The organism is Snodgrassella alvi wkB2, from assembly GCF_000600005.1.
Lineage (GTDB): Bacteria > Pseudomonadota > Gammaproteobacteria > Burkholderiales > Neisseriaceae > Snodgrassella > Snodgrassella alvi.
The window spans coordinates 84,696-111,687 of the sequence record NZ_CP007446.1; the positions used below are offsets into that span (position 1 = coordinate 84,696).

A 26,992-nucleotide genomic window follows, 5' to 3' on the forward strand; every position below is an offset into this window, starting at 1 on the left:
TTTAGTTTTTTGATAAAAATAATGATGTTATTTGCGTAAATTAAGTAGTAAATCTCTAAAGACGTTCGGATCTTTAATAAAGGTAATTTCTCCTGCCTGCGGAAAATGGTAATCAAGCAGGCGGGAAACCCAGAAGCGAATACATGCAGCTCGCTGTGCAATTGGAAAGTAATCTTGTTCAGCGGAAGTCAGCGGGCGTATGCTTTCATAGCCGTGTATAAATGCTTGTTGCAGATTTTGGTCGATATGATTGTCTGCACGACGTGCCCAGTCGTTAACGGCGATGGCAAGGTCATACATGAAATTACCGTTACATGCATAATAGAAATCAATAAATCCAGCTACCTGTTCATCATCCAGCAAAACATTATCGCGGAATAAATCGGCATGGATGATACCCGCAGGCAGATTTGTGCATTCATGTGCATCAAAGAAAGCAATTTCTGCTTGTAATAACTGCTGATCTTCCGGATCCAGAAAGGGTAATAAACGGGTACTGGCCTCATGCCACCAGCCAGTGTAACGCGGATTGTGCATTTTCTGCGTGAATTCGCTACCGGCCAGATGCATTTTAGCCAGCATCGCTCCGGTATTGAAACATTGCTGTACGGATGGGCTGCTGGTATCGCTGCCGGTTAGGCAGGTTACCAGACAGGCTGGTTTGCCAGCCAGAGTGCTGTCCAGACGACCGTCAGTTCGGGCAATAGGAGCAGGACAGGCTACGCCGTGAGCACTCAGATGCCGGGTTAAATCTAAAAAGAAGGGCAGCTCATCCTGTGTCATGGCTTCAAAAACAGTCAGTACAAAGCGCCCTTGTGTGGTGGTTACAAAATAATTGCTGTTAGTAACGCCCTGAGCGATACCTTGTAAACCAATAAACCGACCTAAGTGATAATCACGCAGAAAGCTGCGCATTTCATCGTCGCTAACGCTGGTGTAAACCGACATAAATGTAACCAATAAACAGAATTAAACGAAAAGTTTAAACCTGAGACAGGATGTTTAAACAAATTGCAAGCATGATGGCAATAAAGGGCTGATGTCAAGTATTTATTGGAATGATTGCTTATGAACGGTAGTTTATAGAAAACTTGTTATCTGATGATGTTTAAATTGAATGATGTGTATGTCGTATAAAGGGTTGAAACAGGAATTGGGTAATTTGTAAGCCAATATTCCGGACGGTACAACTATATCGGAAAGTATTTTATCTTTATTGCATATAATAAAATAGAATAAGTGAATGCATAAGGGCTATTTCACAACTTATTTACTTTTGCGTATTCTTAGCTGGCACTAGGTATCAAACGCGGGCAGAAAGCTTGCCGGCGCAGGAGTATAAAATGAATTTATCTTTGCTCGCGAACATTATGATGTTCGCATTGTTATTATGGATACTGAGCCGTACGCATTCAACCCAATGGAGTTTATCCAAAAAAGTATTATTGGGTATGATTCTTGGTATTGGATTGGGTTTAGGGCTGCAACTGATTTACGGAGCATCCAGCCCGGTAATCCGTACTTCTGTACAATGGTTTGATGTAGTCGGCAACGGCTATGTACAGTTATTGCAGATGGTCGTTATGCCGTTGGTGTTTGCCTCAATTCTGAGTGCTGTGGCGCGATTACATAATGCTGCTCAGCTAGGCAAAATCAGTCTGATGACTATCGGCGTGTTACTGTTTACTACGGCGATGGCTGCGCTGATCGGTACTTTGCTGACCAGCCTGTTTGGTCTGACTGCCAACGGTCTGATTCAGGGAGAAGCTGAAACTGCGCGCTTTAATGCAATTCAGGCTAATTATGTTGGTAAGGTAGCAGATTTAAATGTACCGCAGCTATTACTGTCTTTTATTCCGAAAAATCCGTTTGCTGATTTAACCGGAGCCAATCCGACCTCTATTATCAGTGTGGTTATTTTTGCTGTATTTCTCGGTATGGCCGCATTGAAGTTATTAAAAGATGATGCTGCTAAGGGTGAGCGGGTGTTACGGGCAATTGATATCTTACAAAGCTGGGTAATGAAATTGGTACGGATAGTAATGATGTTAACTCCCTATGGAGTCCTGGCACTGATGACTAAAGTAGTGGCTTTTTCAAATATGCAGGAGATTATTAAGCTGGGAGGCTTTGTACTGGTTTCATATCTGGCACTGGCTTTGATGTTCGGAGTACATGGTCTGTTACTGGGCATATTTGGGATCAATCCGGGTAAATATTTTCAGAAAATATGGCCGGTACTGACTTTTGCATTCACCAGTCGCTCCAGTGCTGCTTCTATTCCGCTTAATATCGAGGCTCAGACGCAGCGTCTTGGTGTACCGAAAACTATTGCCGGTTTTGCTGCTTCTTTTGGTGCAACTATTGGACAGAATGGTTGTGCCGGTTTGTATCCGGCTATGCTCGCCACCATGATTGCGCCAACTGTAGGTATCAATACTCTGGATCCATGGTGGATTGCAACACTGGTTGGGATGGTGACTATCAGTTCTGCAGGTGTGGCCGGTGTTGGCGGCGGCGCTACATTTGCGGCGCTGATTGTGCTGCCGGCAATGGGTTTGCCGATTACGCTAGTGGCTTTATTGATTTCTGTAGAACCATTGATTGATATGGGGCGTACAGCATTGAATGTCAGCGGTGCGATGACAGCAGGTACGTTAACCAGCCAGTGGCTGCATCAGACTAATAAAAAAATATTAAATAGTACAGAGCACGGCAGACTGGTACATTAATGCAGTAGGTATTTAAAACCATTTGTCATAATTAGCAGCCGGTCTGTGTCAGCAGAGCGGCTGATTTTTTTCGTTTAAATCTTTAAGATGGGTATGAGCGGATTAAGGTTTTCAGATAGATAATTAAACAGGGCAGTTAATCATTTAACTGTCCTGTTTGGATAATACTATGATGATGTCGCAAGTAATCAGGCTGTAGAGGCTGCCTGTCAGGCTTTTGCTGAAGATTTATCTGTTTTGTAAAACGATTTGTAGCATACGCCGGATAGGTTCTGCGGCACCCCATAAAAGCTGGTCACCTACGGTAAAGGCACTGATATATTCTCCGCCCATGCCCATTTTGCGGATGCGCCCTACTGGTACAGTTAATGTGCCAGTTACTGCTGCGGGTGTCAGCTCATGCATAGATGCGGTTTTTTCATTAGGTACAACTTTTACCCAGTCATTGGCAGCAGCAAGAATTTTCTCAATTTCTGCTATGGGTAAATCCTGTTTCAGTTTTAAGGTGAGTGCCTGACTGTGGCAGCGCATTGCGCCGACACGGACACACAAGCCGTCGATAACGATTGGCTGTGCACTGCGACCTAAAATTTTATTGGTTTCTACAGCACCTTTCCATTCTTCTTTAGACTGACCGTTACCCAGATCAGCATCAATCCATGGAATCAGACTGCCGGCAAGAGGAACGCCGAACTGAGCCCGCGGGTATGCTTCGCTGCGTAAAAAATCGGCAACTTTTCGGTCTATGGCTAAAATAGCACTGGCCGGATCGGCCAGTTCTGCACTAACCTGATTTTCAATGGCACCCATTGCACTAATCAGTTCACGCATATTCTGGGCGCCGGCGCCGGATGCTGCCTGATAGGTCATGCTGGTAGCCCATTCCACTAAATCCTGTTCAAACAGGCCGCCCAGAGCCATCAGCATCAGTGACACTGTACAATTACCGCCAACAAAATCTTTGATACCGTTTGACAGGGCGCTATCAATCACTGCGCGGTTCACAGGATCAAGTACGATGACTGCTTTATCGCTCATGCGCAAAGTGGATGCAGCATCAATCCAGTACCCCTGCCAGCCCTGATCACGCAGTGGCTGGTGGATTGCTTTGGTATAGTCGCCACCCTGACAGGTAACGATAATATCCATTTGAGCCAGAGCATCCAGATTACGGGCATCCAGCAGTGTTTTTGCTGTCTGACCAAAATCAGGTGCGGCTGCACCGGCTGCTGATGTTGTGAAAAAATACGCATCTGCAATAGTTTGAAAATCATTTTCTTCCTGCATGCGCTGCATTAATACTGAACCTACCATGCCGCGCCAGCCAACAAAACCTACTTTCACCGGGTGCTCCTTAAAACAATTCAATTTAATTAAAATTTCTGTTGCCAGATACCAGAATACTATCCGGTCTTTTAACCATAATCACGACTGTTTGTAAACAGATAATTACTATTCTGGTAAATTTCAGGCTGTACAGCTTATCTTTTGCCGGATTTATAGTGTCAATTCAATACTGTTATCCCATTATATAGAATCGGCTGACATTCCGGTGTACACTTTCGCCTTTGTTTTTTAATTGGCATTTCTGATGAATTTACTGCGTACTCTGGCTAAAGTCAGCAGCATGACTATGCTGTCGCGTGTTCTTGGTTTCATCCGTGATACCATTATTGCCCGCAGTTTTGGTGCGGGAATGGCTACTGATGCTTTTTTTGTGGCATTTAAACTGCCTAATCTGTTACGGCGTATTTTTGCAGAAGGCGCATTTTCACAGGCTTTTGTACCGATATTGGCTGAGTACAGGGAAACACGATCACCAGAAGCTACCCAGGCTTTTGTGCAGCATGTGGCCGGACTGCTTTCATTTGTTCTGATTATTGTAACGGCGATCGGAATTTTGGCCGCACCTGTCGTGATTTATATTTCTGCTCCCGGTTTTCAGCAGGATGCCGATAAATTTGCTCTGTCGGTACAACTGTTACGGATTACTTTTCCATATATTTTTCTGATATCGTTGTCTTCATTGGTTGGCAGTATTCTGAATACTTATCATCAGTTTATTGTTCCTGCCTTTACGCCGACTTTTCTGAATATCTCCTTTATCGTATTTGCTCTGTGGCTGGCACCTTACTTTCATCCTCCAGTTCTGGCGCTGGCATGGGCAGTATTTGTAGGTGGATTATTACAGTTGCTGTATCAGCTGCCTTATTTATTTAAACTGGGTTTTCTGACTATGCCCAGACTCAATTTTAAGGACAAAGCAGTTAACCGGGTACTCAGACAAATGGCACCGGCTATTCTGGGGGTATCGGTAGCGCAAATATCGCTGGTGATAAACACGATTTTTGCTTCTTATTTGCAATCCGGTTCAGTATCCTGGATGTATTATGCTGACCGTCTGATGGAATTACCGACTGGTGTGCTTGGTGTGGCACTGGGAACCATTCTTTTGCCTACTTTGTCTAAACACTCAGCTACTAATGATATAGCAAGTTTTTCTGCATTGCTGGACTGGGGATTACGCCTGTGCATGCTGTTAACTTTACCGGCTGCTGTGGGTATGGCTGTGCTGTCATTTCCTCTGGTGGCAACTTTATTTATGTACCGGCAGTTTAATGAGTATGATGCAATAATGACTCAGGGCGCGCTTATTGCTTATGCTGTTGGTTTGATTGGTCTGATTCTGATTAAAGTACTTGCACCGGGATTTTATGCGCGCCAGAACATTAAAACGCCGGTAAAAATTGCTATTTTTACTTTATGTATGACTCAGCTGATGAATTTGCTGTTTGTCTGGAAGCTGCATCATGTCGGGCTGGCTCTGGCTATCAGTCTTGGCGCATGTATTAATGCCGGATTACTGTTTACTCTGTTACGGCGACAGAAATTGTATACCCCCAGCCCCGGCTGGCTGCGTTTTCTATTGCGTCTGACCGTGGCTCTTGTTGTTATGGGTCTGGGGTTATGGTTATTACAGCGTTGGCTGCCGTTTAACTGGCACAGTAGCGGGTTGGCAAAAGTAGGGCAATTAAGTATTTTGATTGTTACCGGTATTATTTTATATTTCGGATCACTATTTGCTCTGGGGTTCCGCGTACGCGATTTCCGGCGGGCTGAAGCAGAATAGTGGTATTTCAGCCTCATACCGAAAATGAAAAGAATTCATGCAAATTTATTTGTGTTCAAATTCTTTTAATTCTTCTGCAATAAAATATTTCACCAGTTCGCAAAACAGGGACTTGATTACATTTCCGTTCAGTCCCTGCTCATCCGCCCATTGTTTGCGTTTTTCAAGCATGCTGTTAAAACGTTCATTCGCTTGTACGTCTTTAGCATTCATTTTAAATTTACTGGCCGCTTTGACATATTCAAAGCGGGCGGAAAGTAACTGAATTACCGCATAATCAATATGATCTATTTCTGTACGAATGTCATTTATGCCGTGGCAGTCCTCAGGTTTATATATTTGATTATATGCCATTGTATTTATTAATTTTTATTTCCATGATATCTGTATTGTAAAACTGATATTAAGTGGTAGTACAGTTAAAAAATGATAATTTTACAAATTAATATTATTATTAAATATATGATAAATTAAATTATTTAAATATATGAAATGTAATATTTTATTATGCTAATTATTTTAACCCAAAAGCATAAATTACTTTAATGAGTATAACTGACCGAAATAAATGAAAAAATCCATGATTGACTTTTGCTGTTTTCTGGTTACAAAAAATATGAGAAACCAAACGTAATACTGAATAAATGCTAATGAGAATAATTCTCAATATCCTATTGAAAACATTATTTTTTTATTTTCTTTTAATGTAATACGCGCTTTTAATAACGTTCGAAATTAGTTACAATACATCAATTTTACCAATATTTGCATAAGGTCAGCGCAGTTATGTTGGCGAATTATTTCCCCATATTAATATTTGTTCTGGTTGGCTTTGCCGCTGGTGTTCTGTTTATCTCTCTCGGTTTATTGCTAGGACCGAACCGGCCATACAAAATGAAACAGGAACCGTTTGAGTGCGGTTTCGAAGCTTTTGAAAATGCACGAATGAAATTCGACGTGCGTTACTATCTGGTAGCCATTTTATTCATCCTGTTTGACCTTGAAGTTGCCTTTATGGTGCCCTGGGCAGTTGTCTTTAAAGAGCTGGGCGCATACGGATTCTGGTCAATGATGGTGTTTTTGCTGATTCTGGTTATCGGCTTTATTTATGAATGGAAAAAAGGCGCTCTGGAATGGGAATAGAAGGCGTTTTAAAAAAAGGATTTGTCACAACTACTGCCGATACCGTACTCAATTATGTGCGTACCGGTTCGTTGTGGCCGGCTACTTTTGGTCTGGCCTGTTGTGCCGTAGAGATGATGCAAGCTGGTGCTGCCCGTTATGACCTTGACCGCTTTGGTATTATTTTCCGCCCATCACCGCGTCAGGCCGATCTGATGATTGTCGCCGGTACGCTGTGCAATAAAATGGCTCCCGCTTTGCGGCGTGTTTATGACCAGATGGCCGAACCGCGCTGGGTACTGTCTATGGGTTCCTGTGCCAATGGCGGCGGTTATTATCATTACTCTTATTCTGTGGTTCGCGGCTGTGACCGGATTGTACCGGTTGACGTATATGTACCGGGCTGTCCGCCAACTGCTGAAGCGCTGGTATACGGACTATTGCAATTGCAGCTGAAAATTAAACGTACCGCCACTATCGCGCGTGTATGAAAGTGAGGGAAATATGGCAGATTTGGCAATACTGAAAGCCGTGTGCGAAGCCACTTTCGGCGATAAGGTACGTTACTGTCTTGACCGTGGTGAGCTGACACTGGATTGTGCAGCAGCTGATTATCATCGGCTTATGCAAACGCTGCGTGACCACAATGAATTGAAATTTGAAACACTGATTGATCTGTGCGGAGTCGATTACCAGAGCTATAAAAATGAGCCATGGGAAGGCAAGCGTTTTGCTGTAGTCAGTCATCTGCTGTCAGTAGCCAATAACTGGCGTGTGCGTGTGCGTGTCTGGGCTGAGGCTGAAGATTTTCCTACAGTAGATTCTGTTGTTGATATCTATAACGGTGCCAACTGGTATGAGCGTGAAGCATTCGATATGTTTGGCATCCTGTTTAACAACCATCCTGATTTGCGCCGTATTCTGACTGATTACGGCTTTGTCGGTCATCCGTTTCGCAAAGATTTCCCTGTTTCCGGCTATGTTGAAATGCGTTATGACGAGGCCGAAGGCCGCGTAATTTATCAGCCGGTAACGATTGAACCGCGTGAAATTACACCGCGCGTGGTGAGAGAGGAGCAGTACGGTGTCTAAGTTACGCAATTACACCATTAACTTCGGGCCGCAGCATCCGGCAGCACACGGCGTATTGCGCCTGATTCTGGAAATGGACGGTGAAAATATCGTTCGTGCCGATCCGCATATCGGTCTGTTGCACCGCGGCACAGAAAAACTGGCTGAATCACGCACCTATTTGCAGGCATTGCCATATATGGATCGGCTGGATTACGTATCCATGATGTGTAATGAGCAGGCATACTGCCTGTCAGTGGAGCGCCTGCTGAATATCGAAGTGCCGGTTCGCGCTCAGTATATCCGTGTGATGTTTGCTGAAATTACCCGTATTCTTAATCATTTGATGGGTGTCGGTTCTCATGCGCTGGATATTGGTGCCATGACGGTATTTCTCTATGCTTTCCGCGAGCGGGAAGACCTGATGGATATCTATGAGGCGGTATCAGGTGCGCGCATGCATGCGGCTTATTTCCGCCCGGGTGGTGTATACCGGGATTTACCGGATTTCATGCCTAAATACGAATCCAGTAAATACCGTAATGCCAAAGTTCTGCAAAAACTGAATGCCAGTCGTGAAGGTACTTTGCTGGACTTCATTGAAGACTTTACCAACCGCTTTCCCGCCTGTGTGGATGAATATGAAAATCTGCTCACGGATAACCGTATCTGGAAGCAGCGTACAGTCGGTATCGGTGTAGTATCCCCGGAGCGTGCTCTGCAAAAAGGATTTACCGGTGTGATGCTGCGCGGTTCCGGTATTGAGTGGGATGTACGTAAGAAACAGCCTTATGATGCTTATGCTCAGGTAGATTTTGATATTCCGGTAGGGATTAATGGTGACTGCTATGACCGTTATCTGTGCCGTATTCATGAAATGCGTCAGGCCAACCGTATTATCCGTCAGTGTGTTGACTGGCTTAAAGCCAATCCCGGTCCGGTAATTATTGATGACCATACTGTGGCTCCGCCGCACCGTACCGCCATGAAAGACGGTATGGAAGAATTAATCCATCACTTTAAGCTGTTTACCGAAGGTATGCATGTACCTGAGGGTGAAGTTTATGTGCCCACCGAGCATCCTAAAGGCGAGTTCGGAGTATATCTGATTTCTGATGGTGCCAATAAACCTTACCGGATGAAGATTCGTGCTCCGGGGTTTGCTCATTTGCAAGGGATGGATGAAATGGCACGTGGTCACATGCTGGCTGATGTGGTGGCTATTATTGGTACACAGGATATCGTATTCGGGGAGGTGGATAGATAATGTTGTCCCCTAACAGCTTAAAACAGATTGATATAGAACTGGCAAAATATCCGGCTGATCAGCGCCGTAGTGCCATTATGTCTGCCTTGCGTATTGCGCAGACCGAGCTGGGCTGGCTTCAGCCGGAAACTATTGAAGAAGTGGCTGATTACATTGGTATTCCGCCGGCGCAGGCGTTAGAAGTTGCTACTTTTTATAATATGTATAACCTGAAACCGGTAGGTAAATATAAACTTACTGTGTGTACAAATCTGCCCTGCGCTCTGCGTGGCGGAGTAAATGCAGGTGAGTATCTGCAAAAACGTCTGGGTATCCGCTATGGTGAAACCACAGCCGATGGTAAATATACTCTGGTTGAAGGCGAATGTATGGGTGCCTGTGGCGATGCGCCGGTAATATTAGTCAATAATCATAAAATGTGTAGCTTTATGAGCGAAGAAGCCATTGAAGCAAAACTGGCGGAGTTGAACTAATGGCAATGTACCAGAATGGCGTGATTTTTGATCAGGTTGATACTTCAGACCCTAATTGCTGGACACTGGAAGCTTATATTGCCCGCGGCGGATATCAGGCATTGAAAAAAATTATCAGCGAAAATGTATCGCAGGATGATGTAATTGCCGAGCTTAAAACTTCCGGTCTGCGCGGTCGTGGCGGTGCCGGTTTTCCTACCGGGCTGAAATGGAGCTTTATGCCCCGTTCTTTTCCGGGTACCAAATATATCGTGTGTAATACGGATGAGGGTGAACCGGGTACATTCAAAGACCGCGATATCATCGACTACAATCCGCATGCCCTGATTGAAGGCATGATTATCGGCGGCTACGCTATGGGTGCTGCTGTCGGCTATAACTATATACACGGCGAAATCTTCGAGAGTTATCTGCGTTTTGAAACGGCTTTACAGCAGGCGCGCGAAGCAGGATTACTCGGACAAAATATTCTGGGCAGTAATTTCAGCTTTGAGTTGCATGCTCATCATGGTTATGGTGCCTATATCTGTGGTGAAGAAACTGCTCTGTTAGAGTCTCTGGAAGGTAAAAAAGGACAACCGCGTTTCAAACCGCCGTTTCCGGCTTCATATGGTTTATATGGTAAGCCGACAACAGTTAACAATACTGAAACTTTTTCTTCTGTACCGTTCATTATCCGCGACGGCGGCCAGCTGTTTGCTGATAAAGGTATTCCTAATAATGGTGGTACCAAGCTCTTTTCAGTATCCGGTCACGTAGAACGCCCGGGTAACTACGAAATTCCGCTGGGGACGCCGTTTAAGGATTTGCTGGAAATGTGTGGTGGCATGCGAAATGGCAAAAAACTTAAGGCGGTTATTCCCGGAGGTTCTTCTGCACCGGTATTACCGGCAGACATTATGATGGAACTGACCATGGATTATGATGCCATAGCCAAGGCAGGTTCTATGCTGGGTTCCGGTGCGGTCATTGTCATGGATGAAGATGTATGCATGGTCAGAGCACTGGAACGACTGAGCTATTTCTATTTTGAAGAATCATGCGGGCAATGTACGCCGTGCCGTGAAGGAACCGGCTGGCTGTATCGCATTATTCACCGTATTACTTCCGGCAAAGGCCGGCCGGAGGATCTGGATTTGCTGGAATCACTGGGTAGTAATATTTCGGGACGTACCATCTGTGCACTGGCAGATGCGGCTGTTATGCCGATACAGGGCTTTATGAAACATTTCCGCCCCGAATTTGAGCACTACATCGAACACGGCAAACCCATGAAAGAACATCGCTGGTGCTAAGGCACTATCTGCTTAGTTAGGATTGCGAACCTATGTTACAAATTCAAATTGACGGTAAACAACTTTCTGTCGAGCAGGGCAGTACGGTGATAGAAGCCGCCCATAAGGCCGGTACATTCATTCCGCACTTTTGCTATCACAAAAAATTGTCCATCGCCGCCAACTGTCGTATGTGTCTGGTTGAGGTGGAAAAATCGCGCAAGCCATTACCTGCCTGTGCTACGCCGGTCACCGATGGTATGGTTGTTAAAACCAATTCGCCCATGACTAAAGATGCCCAGAAAGGGGTAATGGAATTCCTGCTGATTAACCATCCGCTGGACTGTCCTATTTGTGATCAGGGTGGTGAATGCCTGTTGCAGGACTTGTCAATGGGTTATGGTAAAGGTGCCAGCCGTTATACTGAGGCCAAACATGCTGTGGCCGGTAAAGAAATGGGGCCGCTGGTTTCTGCTGCTGAAATGAGCCGCTGTATTCACTGTACCCGTTGTATCCGCTTTACTGAAGAAATTGCCGGTAAGCAGGAGCTGGCCATGATGAATCGTGGTGAATGCTCTGAAATTACACCTTTTAACGGTAAAACACTGGAAACCGAATTGTCTGGCAACGTGATTGATTTGTGTCCGGTGGGCGCACTAACCAGCAAACCATTTCGTTATGACAGCCGTTCATGGGAATTAAGCCGGCGTAAATCTGTGTCTGCTCACGATGCACTGGGCAGTAATCTGATAGTGCAAACTAAAGACCATACCGTGCGCCGGGTACTGCCACTGGAAAACGAAGCCATCAATGAGTGCTGGCTCAGTGACCGTGACCGTTTTGCCTATGCAGGTTTGTATCAGCAGCGTTTAACTCAGCCGCAAATTAAACAGGACAACCAGTGGCATACAGTTGACTGGCAAACTGCGCTGGATTATGTGGCTAAAGGTTTGCACGGTGTCAGCCATGATTTCGGTACCGATGCAATTGGTATGTGGGTCAATCCGGCCAATACTGTTGAAGAAATGTACCTGACCCGTAAACTGGCTAATGCGCTGGGCATAAATGCCGTTGACAGTCGCCTGCGTCAGCTTGATGAACGTTTTGGTGCCGCTACTAAAGGCGCTCAGTGGCTGGGACAGAGTATTGAACAGCTGGCAGAAAATGAGGTGATTTTGCTGGTTGGCGCACGCTTACGGCAGGAACAGCCCTTATTAACAGCCCGTATCCGTCAGGCGGCTAAAAACGGAACTAAAGTAGCAGTGGTGGCTGCTGCTGATGAAGAACTGTTCATGCCGTTACTGGCACAGCTTAGCCTGCATCCTTATCAATGGATTGACTGGCTTAGTGATGCGCTTAACAGCGAAGTAGGTCAGGCCTTATTAAAAGCTGAAAAAGCCAGCATTATTCTGGGTGCGGATGTTTTGAACCATCCGGATGCAGCAGCAGTTTATGCAGCCGCACAGGATCTGGCTGAAGCTACCGACAGTATACTGGGCGTATTGCCGCAGGCGGCCAATAGTATTGGTGCTGAAATCGTAGGCGTGGCTGCCGGTAAAGCAGAAAATACCATTGCTGCACAAATTAAGCAGCCTAAACAGGCAGTAATGCTGCTCAATGTTGAACCGGATATGGATGTAGCCAACGGAGCTGCGGCCATTGCAGCCCTGAAACAGGCTCAGACAGTAATGGCATTCACTGCTTACGATAGCGACGTATTGCGTGAAGTTGCAGACGTATTATTGCCAATTACGCCATTTACAGAAACCTCAGGCAGTTTTATCAGCATGGAAGGGCGATTACAGTCTTTTCATGGTGTTGTACAGGCCTACAGAGAAGCCAGACCTTTATGGAAGGTATTACGTGTACTGGGTAATGTACTGGAATTACCGGGCTTTGAATATGAAAATACCCAGCAGATTCTGGCTGATGCGGTTACCAGAGATCTGATACCGGCTTTGCTGAACAATCGTATTCAACCAGTCGCTACCAGTGATCCCGATATCAGTCTGGTACGTGTTGGCGGCGTTAGTCTGTATGCAACTGATGCGATTGTGCGCCGTTCCGAACCCTTACAGAGTACAGTTCATGCCGCAGTTCCGGCTGCACGTGCCAACAGTATGACGCTGGCCCGGTTTGGTTTGATTAATGGCGATACTGCACAGGCTAAACAAGGCAATAGTACCGTATCGATTACCATCACTACGGATGATAACTTGCCGGAAAATGTACTGTTTTTGCCATTACATCAGAGTAACTGGCAATTAGGTGCTTTATTGACCACTGTTGAATTGAGTAAAGGATAATCATGCAAGCGTGGTTTCAACAATTACTGGGCAACGACTTCGGTTTACTGGTGTCTGTCATCGTCAAGATTGTCATCATCATGCTGCCGCTGATTATTACCGTAGCCTATCTGACTTATTTCGAACGTAAAGTTATCGGTTATATGCAGCTGCGGGTTGGTCCGAACGTTACCGGACCGTATGGCTTAATCCAGCCGTTTGCCGATGTATTAAAACTGCTGTTCAAGGAAGTTACCCGTCCGTCACAGGCTAATAAGGCACTGTTCTATATCGGACCGATGATGTCACTGATGCCGGCTTTTGCTGCCTGGGCAGTTATCCCGTTCAGTGAAACATGGTTTCTTACCCGAATTAATGCCGGTTTACTTTATATTCTGATGATTACTTCACTGTCTGTTTATGGTGTCATCATTGCTGGCTGGGCTTCCAATTCTAAATATGCTTTTCTCGGTGCCATGCGAGCTTCTGCGCAAACTATTTCCTATGAGATTGCCATGGGATTTGCGCTGATTGGTGTGATTATGGTTTCCGGAAGTATGGATTTTCATGACATTGTGATGTCTCAGGCAAAAGGTTATGCCGGTGGTTCCATTTTCTCATGGAACTGGCTGCCTTTATTCCCGCTGTTTGTGGTGTATCTGATTTCCGCTGTGGCCGAAACCAACCGTGCGCCATTTGACGTAGCCGAAGGTGAATCGGAAATTGTTGCCGGTTTCCATGTAGAGTATTCCGGTTTTGCTTTCGCGTTATTCTTTCTGGCCGAATACATTTTCATGATTCTGGTTGCTGCTCTGACGGCTCTGCTGTTCTTTGGTGGCTGGTTATCTCCCTTTCCGCAAAGCTGGGGTTTCATTGGTACCCCGAGTGTATTGTGGATGTTTCTGAAAATGGCACTGGTGTTGTACTTTTATCTGTGGATACGTGCAACATTCCCGCGTTACCGTTATGACCAGATTATGCGTCTGGGCTGGAAAGTACTGATTCCGGTAACCATTGTGGCAGTAATTGTACTGGGTTTGTGGATGATTTCACCCCTGAATTTATGGCATTAAGCAGGGAAAGGCTCTGATATGGCAAATATAATTAAAACCTTTCTGATGACCGAGTTGCTTTCGGGTATGAAAGTAACTCTGAAAAACTTCTTTGCGCGCAAGGAAACCATATATTTTCCTGAAGAAAAAACTCCGCAATCAGTTCGCTTTCGTGGTTTGCATGCACAACGACGTTATCCCAATGGTGAAGAACGCTGTATTGCCTGCAAACTGTGTGAAGCTGTCTGTCCGGCCATGGCAATCAATATAGAATCTGAAAAGCGTGAGGATGGTACACGCCGGACCACACGTTACGATATTGATCTGACTAAATGTATTTTCTGTGGTTTCTGTGAGGAAGCTTGCCCGGTTGATGCTATTGTTGAAACTCGGATTTTCGAATATCACGGTGAAAAACGCGGTGATTTATATTTCACTAAACCCATGTTGCTGGCTATTGGCGATCGCTATGAAGAAGATATCGCTAAATGCAAAGCCGCAGATGCACCATATCGTTAAGAGGTGGTCATGAATTTACCATTAATTCTGTTTTATGTATTTGCCGCCGTGATTTTGTTTGGCGCGATAAATACAGTTATTGCTAAAAATCCGGTACATGCGGTTTTGTTTCTGGTCCTGACATTCTGTGCCAGTGCCATGATGTGGATTCTGATGCAGGCTGAATTTCTCGGCATTGTACTGGTAGTGGTATATGTGGGTGCGGTGATGGTACTGTTCCTGTTTGTCATCATGATGCTCAATATTGATGTTGAGCAGATGCGCGCCGGCTTCTGGCGGCATGCACCTGTTGCAGCACTAGTGGGTATCCTGACTGCTGCCTTACTGATTGTTATTCTGGTAAATCCTCAACTGCATCTGGCGAGTCTGGGTAAGGATTCTCCGCTGCCTGCAGATTACAGCAATGTGCATGATCTGGGGATGCAGATTTACACTACCTATCTGTTACCGTTTGAGCTAGCGGCTGTATTGCTGGTGCTGGGGATGGTGGCCGCAATAGCTCTGGTTCACCGGCAGACATACAATCCTCGTCGTACCAATCCGGCCGAACAGGTTAAAGTACAGGCAAAAGATCGTTTCCGTATGGTGAAAATGCAGCCTGAAATCACTGCACCGGTAACTGAAGAAGCAAGTAAAGAAGCAACTGAAGGGGAGCAGAAAGCATGATTACCTTAACCCATTATCTGGTGCTCAGTGCAATACTGTTTGCTATTTCTGCCATGGGTATATTTATGAACCGCAAAAACGTGCTCGTATTACTGATGTCAATAGAGTTAATGCTATTAGCGGTAAATTTTAACTTTGTGGCTTTTTCCCGTTATCTCGGCGACACCGCCGGACAGATTTTCGTCTTTTTTATTCTGACAGTTGCTGCGGCAGAATCTGCTATTGGTCTGGCAATTATGGTTCTGATTTTCCGTAACCGTCAGAGCATTAATGTACAGGATCTGGATAGTCTCAAAGGCTAACAGGTGAGAGGAACGAGAGAAAAATTATGAGTGTTTATCTGATTATTGCTTTGGCTCCGCTCATCGGTTCATTACTGGCCGGTTTATGCGGTAAGCTGATCGGACGTAAGGGTGCACATAGCGTTACCATAGCAGGCGTAGCCGTTTCGGCAGTACTGTCTGCCTGGGTACTCTATGGTTTTATGACCGGAACCCGTCAGCCCTTTGATGAAAATGTGTATACATGGCTGACCATGGGCGGTCTGGACTTCTCAGTAGGGTTTCTGATTGATACCCTTACTGCCACTATGCTGGTGATTGTGACCAGTGTATCGCTGATGGTGCATATCTATACTATCGGCTATATGAGTGATGATGACGGCTATCAGCGCTTTTTCAGCTATATCTCACTGTTTACTTTCTCCATGCTGATGCTGGTAATGAGTAATAACTTCATTCAGTTGTTCTTCGGCTGGGAGGCTGTGGGGCTGGTGTCTTACCTGCTGATTGGTTTTTACTTTAAACGTGACAGTGCAATTTTTGCCAATCTGAAAGCATTTCTGGTTAATCGTGTCGGCGACTTCGGTTTTGTACTGGGTATTGGTCTGGTACTGGCTTATTTCGGCGGCAGCCTTCGTTATGCTGATGTTTTTCAGCATATTGATCAGGTCAAAAATGCCACTATCGAACTGATTCCCGGTCATCCGTGGTCTTTGATTACCGTTACCTGCATTTTGCTGTTTGTGGGCGCAATGGGTAAATCGGCACAGTTTCCGTTGCATGTCTGGTTACCGGATTCAATGGAGGGTCCGACACCGATTTCAGCTCTGATTCATGCGGCAACCATGGTAACAGCCGGTATTTTTATGGTATCTCGTATGTCACCCCTGTATGAGTTGTCTGATACTGCTCTGGGTGTGATTATGGTATCCGGTACCATTACTGCGCTGTTTATGGGCTTTCTGGGTATGATTCAGAATGATATTAAACGGGTGATTGCTTATTCAACCTTGTCACAGTTAGGTTATATGACGGTAGCCTTGGGTGCCTCTGCCTATAATATTGCTGTTTTCCATGTCATGACCCATGCTTTCTTCAAAGCTCTGTTATTTCTGGCTGCCGGTAGTGTGATTATGGGTATGCACCATGATCAGGATATGCGTCATATGGGCGGATTGCGTAAATACATGCCGGTAACATGGATTTGTATGCTAATTGGTTCATTATCGCTGATTGGCACACCATTTTTCTCCGGTTTCTATTCCAAGGATTCAATTATTGAGGCAGTAAAAGCGTCAACGCTGCCATTCAGCAGTGTGGCCTATGTAGCGCTGGTAGCCAGTGTGTTTGTCACCGCATTTTACTCATTCCGATTGTATTTCTTGGTATTTCATGGCGAAGAAAAATGGCGCAAAGCCGAACATAGCGAACATCATCATGCAGAAGAACATCATGGTCTGAAACCACAGGATAATCCGCATGAGAGCCCGCTGGTGGTAACCATTCCGCTGATTCTGCTGGCCATCCCTTCAGTATTTGTAGGTATGTGGGCAATGAAGCCGATGCTGTTCAGTGATTTTTATCAGCATGTGATTTTTATTAACAGTGCTGCACATCCTGCACTGGCATCCGTAGAGGAAGAGTACCACGGCATATTTGCTATGGCTCTGCACAGTCTGACAACTCCTGTGTTATGGCTGGTGATTGCCGGTGTTGTACTGGCGTGGTTCTTCTATATGAAAAAACCACAGATTCCGGCCAGAATTGCTGCATCTATACGTCCGGTTTATACCCTGCTGGATAATAAATACTATCTGGATACTATTTACTATAACGTGTTTGCCAAAGGCAGCCGTCTGCTGGGAACGTTGTTCTGGAAAGTTGGCGACGTTTTCATTATTGATAAATTAATTGTTAATGGTGCTGCACGCGTTGTCGCTGCTGTAGCAGCGCTGATACGGCGTATTCAGACCGGATACATCTATACCTATGCTACAGCAATGGTTGTGGGTGTGTTTGTACTGGTGGCATGGACTTTCTGGCCGTTGCTTAAAACAATGTTTGGCGGTTAATTGCGGGCATTCAACTTGGTATCTTTAGGCTATAAATATGTACGATAACTTACTCAGTTTGGCGATTTGGCTGCCTGTAGTGGCTGGCGTCGCAGTGCTGGCTACCGGCTCAGACAAGCACGCAGGTATAGCCAGAGTGCTGGCCTTAATCGGGGCGCTGGTTTCTTTTCTCATAACCTTACCGCTGTTTTTTAAATTCGACCGTTTAAATGGCGGATTTCAGTTTAAAGAATTTCATGTCTGGATTGAGAGTCTCAACATCAACTATGCATTAGGTGTGGATGGATTGTCAGTTCTGTTTGTGATTCTAAATAGTTTTACTACTTTACTGGTTGTTCTGGCCGGCTGGCAGGTAATCCAGAAACGGCCTGCGCAGTATATGGCCGCTTTCCTGATTATGTCAGGACTGATTAATGGCGCATTTGCAGCAATGGATGCCATCGTATTCTATGTATTCTTCGAAGGCATGCTGATTCCGATGTATCTGATTATCGGTATCTGGGGTGGTCCGAGACGGGTATATGCATCAATCAAATTCTTTCTGTATACCTTAATGGGTTCATTACTGATGCTGGTTGGTTTTGTCTATCTGTCTAATCAGACCGGCAGTTTTTCTATTGAAGAATGGCACAATATCAAGCACCTTGCGATGACGGCGCAAATTCTGCTGTTTATCGCTTTCTTCCTGTCTTTTGCGGTTAAAGTGCCGATGTGGCCGGTGCATACATGGTTGCCGGATGCTCACGTAGAAGCGCCGACTGGTGGTTCAATGGTACTGGCGGCAATTACTCTGAAAATAGGTGGTTACGGATTCCTGCGCTTTATTCTGCCTATTTTGCCGGATGCAGCACGTTATATTGCGCCGGTAATCATCGTGCTCAGCCTGGTGGCGGTAATTTACATCGGTATGGTGGCACTGGTACAAACTGATATGAAAAAACTGGTGGCGTACTCTTCCATTAGCCATATGGGATTTGTCACTTTAGGCTTTTTCCTGTTTACCGGCGGCTATCTGAATGACTGGGCCTTTAAAGGTGCCATTATGCAGATGATTTCGCATGGTTTTGTTTCAGCCGCTATGTTTATGAGTATCGGTGTGATGTATGACCGGATGCACACCCGCGATATTTCAGCTTACGGCGGTGTTGTAAACAGTATGCCGGTATTTGCTTCTTTCATGCTGTTCTTTGCTATGGCTAATGCCGGTTTGCCCGGTACATCAGGATTTGTAGGCGAATTTATGGTCATTGTCGGTGCAGTGAAAACCAATTTCTGGGTTGGTGCACTGGCGGCGTTAACCCTGATTTATGGTGCAGCATATACCTTGTGGATGTTTAAACGGGTTGTTTTTGGTGCCATCAAAAATCCGGAAGTTGCGCAATTAAAAGATGTAAACAAACGCGAACTGCTAATTCTGGTGATTCTGGCTGTAGCGGTACTGGGATTTGGTTTGTATCCGGAACCGTTTATCGCTGTCGTGCATCAGGCAGCAAATGATTTGATAGTCCAAGCGGCACAAAGCAAACTGTAAGGAAATGTGAATGAACTGGACAGATTTAACAATATTTCCCGCTGCACCGGATATGGTGCTGACTGTAGTACTGTTTACAGTATTGCTGGTGGACTTATGGCTTAATGACCGGCAACGCTGGATAACCTGTACCCTGTCAGTTATCGGTCTGATACTGACCGCCGCGGTACAGTGTCTGGTATGGAAAGAACAGCCGCAATATGCCTTCCATGATATGTTTGTACTGGACGGCATGGCTCAACTGGCCAAGTTATGCATGTATGTACTGGTTATTGCCTTATTTATTTACAGCCAGACTTATCTGCGTGCTAAACATATTTATCAGGGTGAATTCTATACGCTGACCCTGTTTGCACTGCTGGGCATGAATATTATGGTTTCAGCCAGCCACTTCCTGACTTTATATGTCGGGCTGGAGCTGCTTTCGCTGGCGCTTTATGCTTTAATTGCCTTGCAGCGTGATAGTGGTCGTGCTGCTGAAGCTGCATTGAAGTATTTTGTGCTTGGTGCACTGGCCTCAGGTTTACTGTTATACGGTATTTCCCTGATATACGGTGCAACAGGTACATTACAGCTGCAGCAGGTGCTTGCTGCCAGCCAGGAAACAACCAATCCGTGGTTATTGAAACTCGGACTGGTATTTATTGTTGCCGGTATTGTATTTAAACTGGGTGGTGTACCATTTCATATGTGGGTGCCGGATGTGTATCAGGGTGCGCCGACTGCAGTTGCTGCACTGGTGGGTACAGCACCGAAAATTGCAGCCACAGTCTTCGCTTTCCGTATCCTGGTTTACGGTCTGCTGACTCAGTGGGAAAGCTGGCGTGAATTACTGTTGCTGCTGGGTATTGCCTCACTGTTTGTGGGTAATCTGGCTGCTATCATGCAAACCAACATTAAACGTATGCTTGGTTTTTCAACAGTAGCCCATATGGGTTTCATTATGCTGGCTCTTCTGTCCGGTCAGTCTGGCTGTGCTGCGGCTATGTATTATGCAATAACCTATGCTTTAATGGCCTCTGTAGCATTTGCTATTCTGGTTCTGCTCTCCGGCAAGGATGTTGAATGCCAGAATATCAGTGATCTTGCCGGTCTGAACCAGAAAAATGCATGGTATGCATTTTTAATGCTGCTGGCGATGTTTTCAATGGCCGGTATTCCGCCATTGATGGGCTTTTATGCCAAGCTGGCCGTTATTAAAGCGTTATTGGCCAGCGGCTATCTGTGGGTTTCTGTGTATGCAGTAATCATGTCGCTGATTGGTGCTTTCTATTATCTGCGTGTGGTTAAAACCATCTATTTCGATAGTCCGGATTCTGTTGCTGAACCGGCATTCAATATGACTTTTCTCGGTAAAATCGTTTTATCTGTTAATGGTTTATTATTGCTGTTATGGGGTATTTTGCCTGATGGTGTAATGAACTGGTGTGTACAGGCATTACTGCATAGTTAATCTGAATTTAGTCTTTCAACAGCAGCCACTACGGCTGCTGTTTTTATAACAGCCGTACACACTTATCAAAACAAATGCGCACAGGTAAAATAACTATTCAACCGTTGACATAACAACTGCATAATAAGCATGAATAACTCAGAATTTGATATCCGCCAGACTGAATGTGTGGTAGTAAAAGTAGGTTCCAGTCTGGTGACCAATGGCGGACATGGGGTAGATCAGAATATCCTGAATAACTGGGCACAGCAGATTGCGCAATTACGTGCGAATGGTATTCAGGTAGTACTGGTATCCAGTGGTGCTATTGCAGAAGGTATGAAACGGCTGGGCTGGCAGGTACGTCCCAAAGCAATTAATGAATTACAGGCTGCCGCCGCAGTGGGGCAAATGGGACTGGCTCAGGCATATGAGATTGCGTTTGAATCACTGCATATCCGGACAGCACAGATTCTGCTGACACATGATGACTTGAGTCATCGTACCCGCTATTTAAATGCCCGTAGTACTATCCGCACTCTGCTGGAGCAGGGAGTAGTACCGATTATTAATGAAAATGATACAGTTACCATTGATGAAATCAAACTTGGCGATAATGATACCCTTGGTGCTCTGGTAACTAACCTGATTGAAGCTGATGTACTGATTATTCTGACAGATCAGGATGGTTTGTATGACAGAGATCCGCGTAAGCATACTGAAGCCAGACTGATTCATAAAATTGCTGCCAATCATCCAGACCTGGAAAGTATGGCTGGCGGAGCAGGCAGCAGCGTGGGCACCGGAGGTATGTATACCAAAGTACTGGCTGCAAGACGGGCTGCTTTAAGCGGTGCTGCAACCTGTATCGCCAACGGGTATGCTGAAAATGTATTAGTCCGGTTACTGGAAGGTGCACAAACGGGTACTTTATTTACCCCGGCCGGTAGCCGGTTGAGCGCACGCCAGCAATGGTTACTTGGGCAGGTACAACTGGCTGGTAAGCTAACCGTTGATGAGGGTGCGGAACAGGCACTGAAAACACAGCACTCCAGTCTGCTGGCTATCGGTTGTGTTGCTGTAAGTGGTCATTTTGATCGTGGCGCATTAGTGGCAGTATGTGATCAGACCGGTAAAGAAATTGCCCGCGGACTGGTTAATTATAATGATCATGAAATTGGGCGTTTATTGCGGCAGCCGTCTCAGGCTATAGAAGAATTATTGGGCTATGTGGCAGAACAGGAACTGATCCATCGGGATAATATGGTATTACGTCGTGATTGAAGCGGATATTGAAAAATTCTGCCAAATCCGATAAAGAGATAATATATACCAGCAGGCTGTAAGCTTAAACAGCAACCAATCTAAGATTTGTTTTTAATAAAGCAGATTAAAGTAGCCTGATAAATACATATACCGTCATTAAATTTGTCTGTGTTATCAAAAAGTGCCGTTTTCAGTATCAGGTAAATTTATGGATATCTGAGCATAATCTGCCATGTAGACAGATTGCCACTATATAGGTAGTAAATATCTTCTCAGGCTATGGGTACTGAGTTTATCGCTATGGTGCGATTATTCTATGACAGAATCATAATAACAAATGTCTCCTGTTTTTGAATCAATAATTTTCATGTAACCACCTGTAAGTATTTCTCCTGTTGTGAAAAAACTAGGTTTTTCTATTAACACCACTTTACCCTGGAGCTGATGTCTACAATATAAATATCCATCTTTAGTAATTTTATGATTCTTATCGTCAAGTCCAATGATACCGTGGTCGCAGGAACATTCTAATTTCGATTCTCCAGAATGTGACTCACACCTATCGGGTCGCCAGGCAAACTCCAATATTTCCTGATAACTTAAATCAAATAAATGATATTTAGCAAATTTCAGGGGATAATATAAAATAACAGACATAAACAGTAGAAAACATAACTTATTTATAATATACTCTTTTCTGTTAAATCTCTGCTTATTCATATATATTAGTAAATTATTGTCAAATAGATAATATATCATTAACAAAAATGAGTTTGCCACAATTGCCATTAAAATTAATGTAGTGTTGTGCCTGATCAACTAAACCGGCGCTTATTTAGTTAGGGCTGTAAATAAATTATTTAAAATAAATTCATGCTAAGCAGTAAATATCTTCTTTAAAAGAAAACCGGCGGATGCTGAAATTATGAATTAATATTAGATCCGGAATAATGCATAGTATTGAATTGTTTTATGTAATATAAAATGAAAAAGATGATAATAATGCATATTGGTTATTCTGCATATACCAGAATAACCAATATGATTTGTATTGTTTTTTACAAAGAGAAATGATTCAGTTTGGAAATAATTACCGGCTTCTTTATTTATTAAGCCTTACCAGTTAATCTTTAATCCGACAGAACCATTTACCGGTGCTTTGGTATGTGCATCACCACCATTAGACCATGTATGGCCGATTTCACCATAAGCTTTTACTTTGTTTGTAATATCGTAAGTACCGCCAATTGCCAGCTCAGTGCTGGCATGAGAGGCACCGGCATTTAATCTGGTTGTGGCTACATTAGTAATGTAACTGGTATGGTCGGCACCATCAGGTGAGTAAAAGAAATTTACCCGGGCATAGGGTCGCAGACTTCCTTTATTCAGTTGATAGCTGCCTTCGAGTCTTCCGCCAAGGCGGAAGAGCCAGGCATTATTGTGTCCGTGACTGACTGTAGTACGTCCGCTGATATCAGAATCATTTAAATCCAGCCACTGATGGATAATCTGAGCCTGCGGTTCAAGCTTCCAGTTGCTGCTGCCCAGAGTAAACGGCTGACCTATTTCTACTGAAGCCGTAACGCCATGACCTTTCTGTTTACCGGACGGATTGTTATCCGGTTTAATATCGACATGATGGCGGGCACCCTGTATTACAAAATCTGCATAAGCACCATTTTCACGGGTGTAATTACCATATGCGCCGATAAAGTAAGATTTGGTTGTGTTTTTACCTGCTCTGGTATCAATACCACTGGTAAAGCCGTCAACATCGAGATTGCCGTGCAGATAACCGACATATCCGCCGGCACGCCAGCCGTTGTTGCTCCAGATATCACTGCCCAGTTGTAAACCGGCATAATTACCGGTAGTACGGGCATTGGCCGGCCCGTTTTGCTGAATATCAGAACGGCTGGCAATCACTCTGCCCCAGCTCATACGTTCATCGGGCAGAGGAGTGGAACCGATACGCTGATGCATATTAGCGAGCATCAGGCTGTCGGCCTGTCGTAACTGAGAGGCAACTGCGGCAAATAATGGTACTTCTTTACGGTATAGTGGTCTGAGTTTTGATGGTTTAGTTGTCGTACCACTATCACCAGAGTTGCCGTTACCGGAGTTGTTACCACCAGAGTTGTTACCACCAGAGTTGTTACCACCAGAGTTGTTACCACCAGAGTTGTTACCACCAGAGTTGTTACCACCAGAGTTGTTACCACCAGAGTTGTTACCACCAGAGTTGTTACCACCAGAGTTGTTACCACCAGAGTTGTTACCACCAGAGTTATTGCCCCCGGAGTTATCGCCCCCGGAGTTATCATCCCCCGGGTTTGTTTGCTTTTGAGAGCGTAAATACCAGTTATTCCCGTTTTGCTGCAAATCACCTTTAAACAAATGGTATTCATATGCACCTCTGTCTAAATGATCGCCTTCCAGTGCAAAAGCATCTCCGGTACTGTTACCATTAATATGTACCAATTCAATGCCATTGGTATTTCCGGTATCGCCGCCAAGACCATCAATGCTGGCAAATCTGATGGTGGTTTTACCTGTCACATTACCCTGAACAGTCAGTTTATCGGCAGTATTGTCAGCAATGCTGTCATTATCTTTTAAAGCAGAATTAAGTTTCAGATCCAGAGTCAGTTTACCGCCATTACCCTGATAATTTCCGTTAATCGTTAAATTGTCTCCGGTGAAATTACTATTGAGATTAATATTGCCTGAGTTAAATACATCGCCATTAATCTGTGCCTGTCTTAGGGAACCGATAAGATTGATTGTGGTACCATTCCCGATATTAAGCTGATTAGTATTCAAATCTCCGCTCAGAGTGAGCATACTGTTTTGAGCAAGATTTATTTTTTCCCAGTTACGAATAGCAATATTTCCAGCAATACCATTATTATTACCCGTGGTAGAACCAGTCAGAGACTGATTAATATTCAGTATATCAGTCATTCCGTCATTACTGCTGGTATCGTCCCCGCCATCGACTACAGTAATATTACTGATAATGGCTCCGCGATTGATAGAAAGAGTGTCACTACCGTTACCCAGATCAATACTCCCGATGACGTTTGAACCGCTATTCAGCGTAACATTGGCATTACCATCACCATCACGAATAGCCCGACCAGAAGTTGCTGAAACACTGGTACCGGTATTAAGGGTAATAGTTGTTGTACTGTTTGGTTTATCCAGAACAACAATACCTGCTTCCGTACCTCCGCTTATTTGATTGGCCAGGGTAAGTGTAGTACTACCTGAACCAGAATTGTGTATCTCAATTGCGCTGATTCCTCCGCTAATTCTTCCATCTAACTGAGTAATTTTGACATCCGTGGCCTGTTCTCCGTTTTCAGCCCAGATTCCATATCCGTTTGTAGCTGTAATTGATCCGTTAGAAGTAATTTCTGTTGCACCATACGCATGATTCATTGCATAAATACCGTTAGTTCCGGCATTGATAACCGCTGATTCAATATTTAATCCCGTAGCCTGGTTTGCATTTACTACACTGATACCGGTATTACGGGTTGCTGTTACGGATGTCTTATTGTGGATTGTCGTTGCGCCTGTACCATTATTGGTTGCATATATGCCATTATCAGCACCTGATATAGCATGAGTGTTAATAGTCAGGTCTTTTGTATTATTGCCATTATTAACAAAGATTCCGTTACCGGATGTAGCGGAAATATTACCTTCAGACGTAATTTCAGTAGAATCTGTACCAGAATTGATAGCGAAAATACCGGTATTTGTACCTTGAACACTTTTACTGGTAACAGTTAATTTCTCACCATGATTTTCTGTATAAATACCATTACCATTATTTGCATATATATCGCCGTTAGTGGTAATGGTTGTAGAACCTTTACCACTATTGTATGCATAAATACCGTTGGTATTGCCTTTTACGGTATCTTTGGTTGTAATAGCTATGTTTTTGGCTGATACATTCGCATTATTAACCCAGATAGCATCGGTAGTGCCTGATTCAATAACTTGGTTAACGATAAGTGTCGCTGATCCTGTACCATTGTTGTATGCGTAAATGCCATGTGCTTTACCAATAACAGCTCCGGTAGTAATAAATAAATCTTTTGCTGCAGTATTATTCATAGCATAAATGGCATCATCATTATCAGATATAATGGTGCCATTAGCTGTTATTTGTGTGGAACCGCTGCCTCCGTTATAAATGCTAATACCTTTGCGCTGTTTGCTATGAATAGAGGCTGTTGAAAGTTTAGCATCGGTACCGGCATTATTAATATAAATACCACTGACAGAGTCAGATAACATATCTTGGGTGGCATTAATGATAATCGAACCTGTCTGGCTATTATTTGTTGCATCAATATTAGTGATGTTTTTATTGTTTGCGTTTACGGTTAAATTTCCTGCGCCATTTTGATTAACGATGGTAAGTGTCTGATTTAATTCATCGGTAGATGTATTGATAGTCTGACTGGAAGGATCCCGGTTTTCAATACGGTTATTGCTGATAGTGGTATCCGCATATGTACTGATACCAGGTGTATTTGACCTGAATGTTGTACAAAATTTGCTGTTTTGAAACGAAAGCGGACATTGTGCATAAGTCAGACCAGAGGTTGCTATGCTGATACCTATAATGCTTACCAGCCTGGGCTGTGCTGCTTTACCCACTTTACGAGCTAGTTCTGAGGTAACAACATATGCCTGTACTTGTGCATTCCAGATAAGTTTGTAGATTTTATTCATATTAATAAAATAGTCAGGTTAAAAAATAATGATGCTTTAGTTACAGCAATTAGTTACACAATCA

At 44.3% G+C, this 26,992-nt stretch carries 22 protein-coding genes; 17 read left to right on the forward strand and 5 right to left on the reverse strand.

Annotated elements, in window-relative coordinates; genetic code table 11:
* Nucleotides 1–27: 27 nt before the first annotated feature.
* Nucleotides 28–948 carry a homoserine kinase gene (thrB, locus tag SALWKB2_RS00335; protein ID WP_025329717.1) on the reverse strand — a complete coding sequence of 307 codons (921 nt, stop codon included), beginning with the start codon at nucleotides 946–948 and terminating at the stop codon, nucleotides 28–30.
* A 395-nt stretch (nucleotides 949–1,343) separates the two neighbouring features.
* On the opposite strand from thrB, the gene SALWKB2_RS00340 reads away from it, so the two are divergent.
* Entirely contained in the window at nucleotides 1,344–2,732 is a 1,389-nt protein-coding gene (locus SALWKB2_RS00340; protein ID WP_025329718.1) for an L-cystine transporter, read from the forward strand.
* A gap of 228 nt (nucleotides 2,733–2,960) precedes the next feature.
* Here SALWKB2_RS00340 and asd read toward each other — a convergent pair whose 3' ends face one another.
* A complete protein-coding gene (gene asd, locus SALWKB2_RS00345; protein ID WP_025329719.1) occupies nucleotides 2,961–4,076 on the reverse strand; it encodes an aspartate-semialdehyde dehydrogenase in 1,116 nt (371 codons plus the stop codon).
* 247 nt (nucleotides 4,077–4,323) lie between these two features.
* Here asd and murJ point away from each other — a divergent pair, with 247 nt between their 5' ends.
* A complete protein-coding gene (murJ, locus tag SALWKB2_RS00350; RefSeq protein ID WP_025329720.1) occupies nucleotides 4,324–5,862 on the forward strand; it encodes a murein biosynthesis integral membrane protein MurJ in 1,539 nt (512 codons plus the stop codon).
* A 45-nt stretch (nucleotides 5,863–5,907) separates the two neighbouring features.
* Here murJ and SALWKB2_RS00355 read toward each other — a convergent pair whose 3' ends face one another.
* On the reverse strand, nucleotides 5,908–6,216 hold the full coding sequence (locus tag SALWKB2_RS00355) for a chorismate mutase (RefSeq protein ID WP_025329721.1): 309 nt from the start codon (nucleotides 6,214–6,216) through the stop codon (nucleotides 5,908–5,910).
* A gap of 432 nt (nucleotides 6,217–6,648) precedes the next feature.
* Between SALWKB2_RS00355 and SALWKB2_RS00360 the strand changes: the two genes are divergently transcribed.
* The 15 genes from SALWKB2_RS00360 to proB all read left to right on the forward strand — a co-directional run bounded on the left by SALWKB2_RS00360 (nucleotide 6,649) and on the right by proB (nucleotide 22,191).
* Nucleotides 6,649–7,005, forward strand: a complete 357-nt coding sequence (locus SALWKB2_RS00360; RefSeq protein ID WP_025329722.1) for an NADH-quinone oxidoreductase subunit A — start codon at nucleotides 6,649–6,651, stop codon at nucleotides 7,003–7,005.
* The gene (locus SALWKB2_RS00365) at nucleotides 6,996–7,475 is read left to right on the forward strand and encodes a NuoB/complex I 20 kDa subunit family protein (RefSeq protein ID WP_025329723.1); all 480 of its coding nucleotides are present in this window, start codon (nucleotides 6,996–6,998) and stop codon (nucleotides 7,473–7,475) included. The genes SALWKB2_RS00360 and SALWKB2_RS00365 overlap by 10 nt, the downstream gene beginning before the upstream one ends.
* Nucleotides 7,476–7,488: 13 nt before the next feature.
* Complete coding sequence (locus SALWKB2_RS00370; protein WP_025329724.1) at nucleotides 7,489–8,076, forward strand: NADH-quinone oxidoreductase subunit C; 588 nt, start codon at nucleotides 7,489–7,491, stop codon at nucleotides 8,074–8,076.
* On the forward strand, nucleotides 8,069–9,322 hold the full coding sequence (locus SALWKB2_RS00375; RefSeq protein WP_025329725.1) for an NADH-quinone oxidoreductase subunit D: 1,254 nt from the start codon (nucleotides 8,069–8,071) through the stop codon (nucleotides 9,320–9,322). The genes SALWKB2_RS00370 and SALWKB2_RS00375 overlap by 8 nt, the downstream gene beginning before the upstream one ends.
* Nucleotides 9,322–9,795: an NADH-quinone oxidoreductase subunit NuoE gene (nuoE, locus tag SALWKB2_RS00380; RefSeq protein WP_025329726.1), complete on the forward strand. Its 474-nt coding sequence runs from the start codon at nucleotides 9,322–9,324 to the stop codon at nucleotides 9,793–9,795. The genes SALWKB2_RS00375 and nuoE overlap by 1 nt, the downstream gene beginning before the upstream one ends.
* The gene (gene nuoF, locus SALWKB2_RS00385) at nucleotides 9,795–11,090 is read left to right on the forward strand and encodes an NADH-quinone oxidoreductase subunit NuoF (RefSeq protein WP_025329727.1); all 1,296 of its coding nucleotides are present in this window, start codon (nucleotides 9,795–9,797) and stop codon (nucleotides 11,088–11,090) included. Before nuoE ends, nuoF begins: the two co-directional genes overlap by 1 nt.
* Before the next feature lie 32 nt (nucleotides 11,091–11,122).
* A complete protein-coding gene (nuoG, locus tag SALWKB2_RS00390) occupies nucleotides 11,123–13,375 on the forward strand; it encodes an NADH-quinone oxidoreductase subunit NuoG (protein WP_025329728.1) in 2,253 nt (750 codons plus the stop codon).
* Nucleotides 13,376–13,377: 2 nt separating this feature from the next.
* On the forward strand, nucleotides 13,378–14,427 hold the full coding sequence (gene nuoH / locus SALWKB2_RS00395; protein WP_025329729.1) for an NADH-quinone oxidoreductase subunit NuoH: 1,050 nt from the start codon (nucleotides 13,378–13,380) through the stop codon (nucleotides 14,425–14,427).
* 18 nt (nucleotides 14,428–14,445) lie between these two features.
* Nucleotides 14,446–14,925: an NADH-quinone oxidoreductase subunit NuoI gene (gene nuoI, locus SALWKB2_RS00400; protein ID WP_025329730.1), complete on the forward strand. Its 480-nt coding sequence runs from the start codon at nucleotides 14,446–14,448 to the stop codon at nucleotides 14,923–14,925.
* Nucleotides 14,926–14,934: 9 nt separating this feature from the next.
* Nucleotides 14,935–15,591 (forward strand): NADH-quinone oxidoreductase subunit J, encoded by a 657-nt coding sequence (locus SALWKB2_RS00405; protein ID WP_025329731.1) that lies wholly within the window; start codon nucleotides 14,935–14,937, stop codon nucleotides 15,589–15,591.
* A complete protein-coding gene (gene nuoK, locus SALWKB2_RS00410) occupies nucleotides 15,588–15,893 on the forward strand; it encodes an NADH-quinone oxidoreductase subunit NuoK (protein ID WP_025329732.1) in 306 nt (101 codons plus the stop codon). The genes SALWKB2_RS00405 and nuoK overlap by 4 nt, the downstream gene beginning before the upstream one ends.
* 26 nt (nucleotides 15,894–15,919) lie before the next feature.
* Nucleotides 15,920–17,944, forward strand: a complete 2,025-nt coding sequence (gene nuoL, locus SALWKB2_RS00415) for an NADH-quinone oxidoreductase subunit L (RefSeq protein ID WP_025329733.1) — start codon at nucleotides 15,920–15,922, stop codon at nucleotides 17,942–17,944.
* A gap of 37 nt (nucleotides 17,945–17,981) precedes the next feature.
* The gene (locus SALWKB2_RS00420) at nucleotides 17,982–19,475 is read left to right on the forward strand and encodes an NADH-quinone oxidoreductase subunit M (protein ID WP_025329734.1); all 1,494 of its coding nucleotides are present in this window, start codon (nucleotides 17,982–17,984) and stop codon (nucleotides 19,473–19,475) included.
* A gap of 10 nt (nucleotides 19,476–19,485) precedes the next feature.
* Nucleotides 19,486–20,928, forward strand: a complete 1,443-nt coding sequence (nuoN, locus tag SALWKB2_RS00425; RefSeq protein ID WP_025329735.1) for an NADH-quinone oxidoreductase subunit NuoN — start codon at nucleotides 19,486–19,488, stop codon at nucleotides 20,926–20,928.
* A 129-nt stretch (nucleotides 20,929–21,057) separates the two neighbouring features.
* The gene (proB, locus tag SALWKB2_RS00430) at nucleotides 21,058–22,191 is read left to right on the forward strand and encodes a glutamate 5-kinase (RefSeq protein WP_038648569.1); all 1,134 of its coding nucleotides are present in this window, start codon (nucleotides 21,058–21,060) and stop codon (nucleotides 22,189–22,191) included.
* Between the two features lie 291 nt (nucleotides 22,192–22,482).
* On the opposite strand, the gene SALWKB2_RS00435 is transcribed toward proB, so the two are convergent.
* Together SALWKB2_RS00435 and SALWKB2_RS00440 are read right to left on the reverse strand one after the other, a co-directional pair.
* Complete coding sequence (locus SALWKB2_RS00435) at nucleotides 22,483–22,830, reverse strand: hypothetical protein (RefSeq protein ID WP_144353303.1); 348 nt, start codon at nucleotides 22,828–22,830, stop codon at nucleotides 22,483–22,485.
* A gap of 459 nt (nucleotides 22,831–23,289) precedes the next feature.
* Nucleotides 23,290–26,928 carry an autotransporter outer membrane beta-barrel domain-containing protein gene (locus SALWKB2_RS00440; RefSeq protein ID WP_025329738.1) on the reverse strand — a complete coding sequence of 1,213 codons (3,639 nt, stop codon included), beginning with the start codon at nucleotides 26,926–26,928 and terminating at the stop codon, nucleotides 23,290–23,292.
* Nucleotides 26,929–26,992 lie beyond the last annotated feature (64 nt).

Coding starts and splice junctions, on each gene's coding strand:
- SALWKB2_RS00340 (WP_025329718.1), top strand. CDS start 1,344: ATGAATTTATCTTTGCTCGCGAACATTATGATGTTCGCATTGTTATTA.
- nuoF (WP_025329727.1), top strand. CDS start 9,795: ATGGCAATGTACCAGAATGGCGTGATTTTTGATCAGGTTGATACTTCA.
- nuoI (WP_025329730.1), top strand. CDS start 14,446: ATGGCAAATATAATTAAAACCTTTCTGATGACCGAGTTGCTTTCGGGT.
- nuoN (WP_025329735.1), top strand. CDS start 19,486: ATGAACTGGACAGATTTAACAATATTTCCCGCTGCACCGGATATGGTG.
- nuoL (WP_025329733.1), top strand. CDS start 15,920: ATGAGTGTTTATCTGATTATTGCTTTGGCTCCGCTCATCGGTTCATTA.
- nuoE (WP_025329726.1), top strand. CDS start 9,322: ATGTTGTCCCCTAACAGCTTAAAACAGATTGATATAGAACTGGCAAAA.
- SALWKB2_RS00405 (WP_025329731.1), top strand. CDS start 14,935: ATGAATTTACCATTAATTCTGTTTTATGTATTTGCCGCCGTGATTTTG.
- SALWKB2_RS00365 (WP_025329723.1), top strand. CDS start 6,996: ATGGGAATAGAAGGCGTTTTAAAAAAAGGATTTGTCACAACTACTGCC.
- SALWKB2_RS00420 (WP_025329734.1), top strand. CDS start 17,982: ATGTACGATAACTTACTCAGTTTGGCGATTTGGCTGCCTGTAGTGGCT.
- nuoK (WP_025329732.1), top strand. CDS start 15,588: ATGATTACCTTAACCCATTATCTGGTGCTCAGTGCAATACTGTTTGCT.
- thrB (WP_025329717.1), bottom strand. CDS start 948: ATGTCGGTTTACACCAGCGTTAGCGACGATGAAATGCGCAGCTTTCTG.
- SALWKB2_RS00370 (WP_025329724.1), top strand. CDS start 7,489: ATGGCAGATTTGGCAATACTGAAAGCCGTGTGCGAAGCCACTTTCGGC.
- SALWKB2_RS00435 (WP_144353303.1), bottom strand. CDS start 22,830: ATGTCTGTTATTTTATATTATCCCCTGAAATTTGCTAAATATCATTTA.
- SALWKB2_RS00355 (WP_025329721.1), bottom strand. CDS start 6,216: ATGGCATATAATCAAATATATAAACCTGAGGACTGCCACGGCATAAAT.
- nuoG (WP_025329728.1), top strand. CDS start 11,123: ATGTTACAAATTCAAATTGACGGTAAACAACTTTCTGTCGAGCAGGGC.
- SALWKB2_RS00360 (WP_025329722.1), top strand. CDS start 6,649: ATGTTGGCGAATTATTTCCCCATATTAATATTTGTTCTGGTTGGCTTT.
- murJ (WP_025329720.1), top strand. CDS start 4,324: ATGAATTTACTGCGTACTCTGGCTAAAGTCAGCAGCATGACTATGCTG.
- proB (WP_038648569.1), top strand. CDS start 21,058: ATGAATAACTCAGAATTTGATATCCGCCAGACTGAATGTGTGGTAGTA.
- SALWKB2_RS00440 (WP_025329738.1), bottom strand. CDS start 26,928: ATGAATAAAATCTACAAACTTATCTGGAATGCACAAGTACAGGCATAT.
- nuoH (WP_025329729.1), top strand. CDS start 13,378: ATGCAAGCGTGGTTTCAACAATTACTGGGCAACGACTTCGGTTTACTG.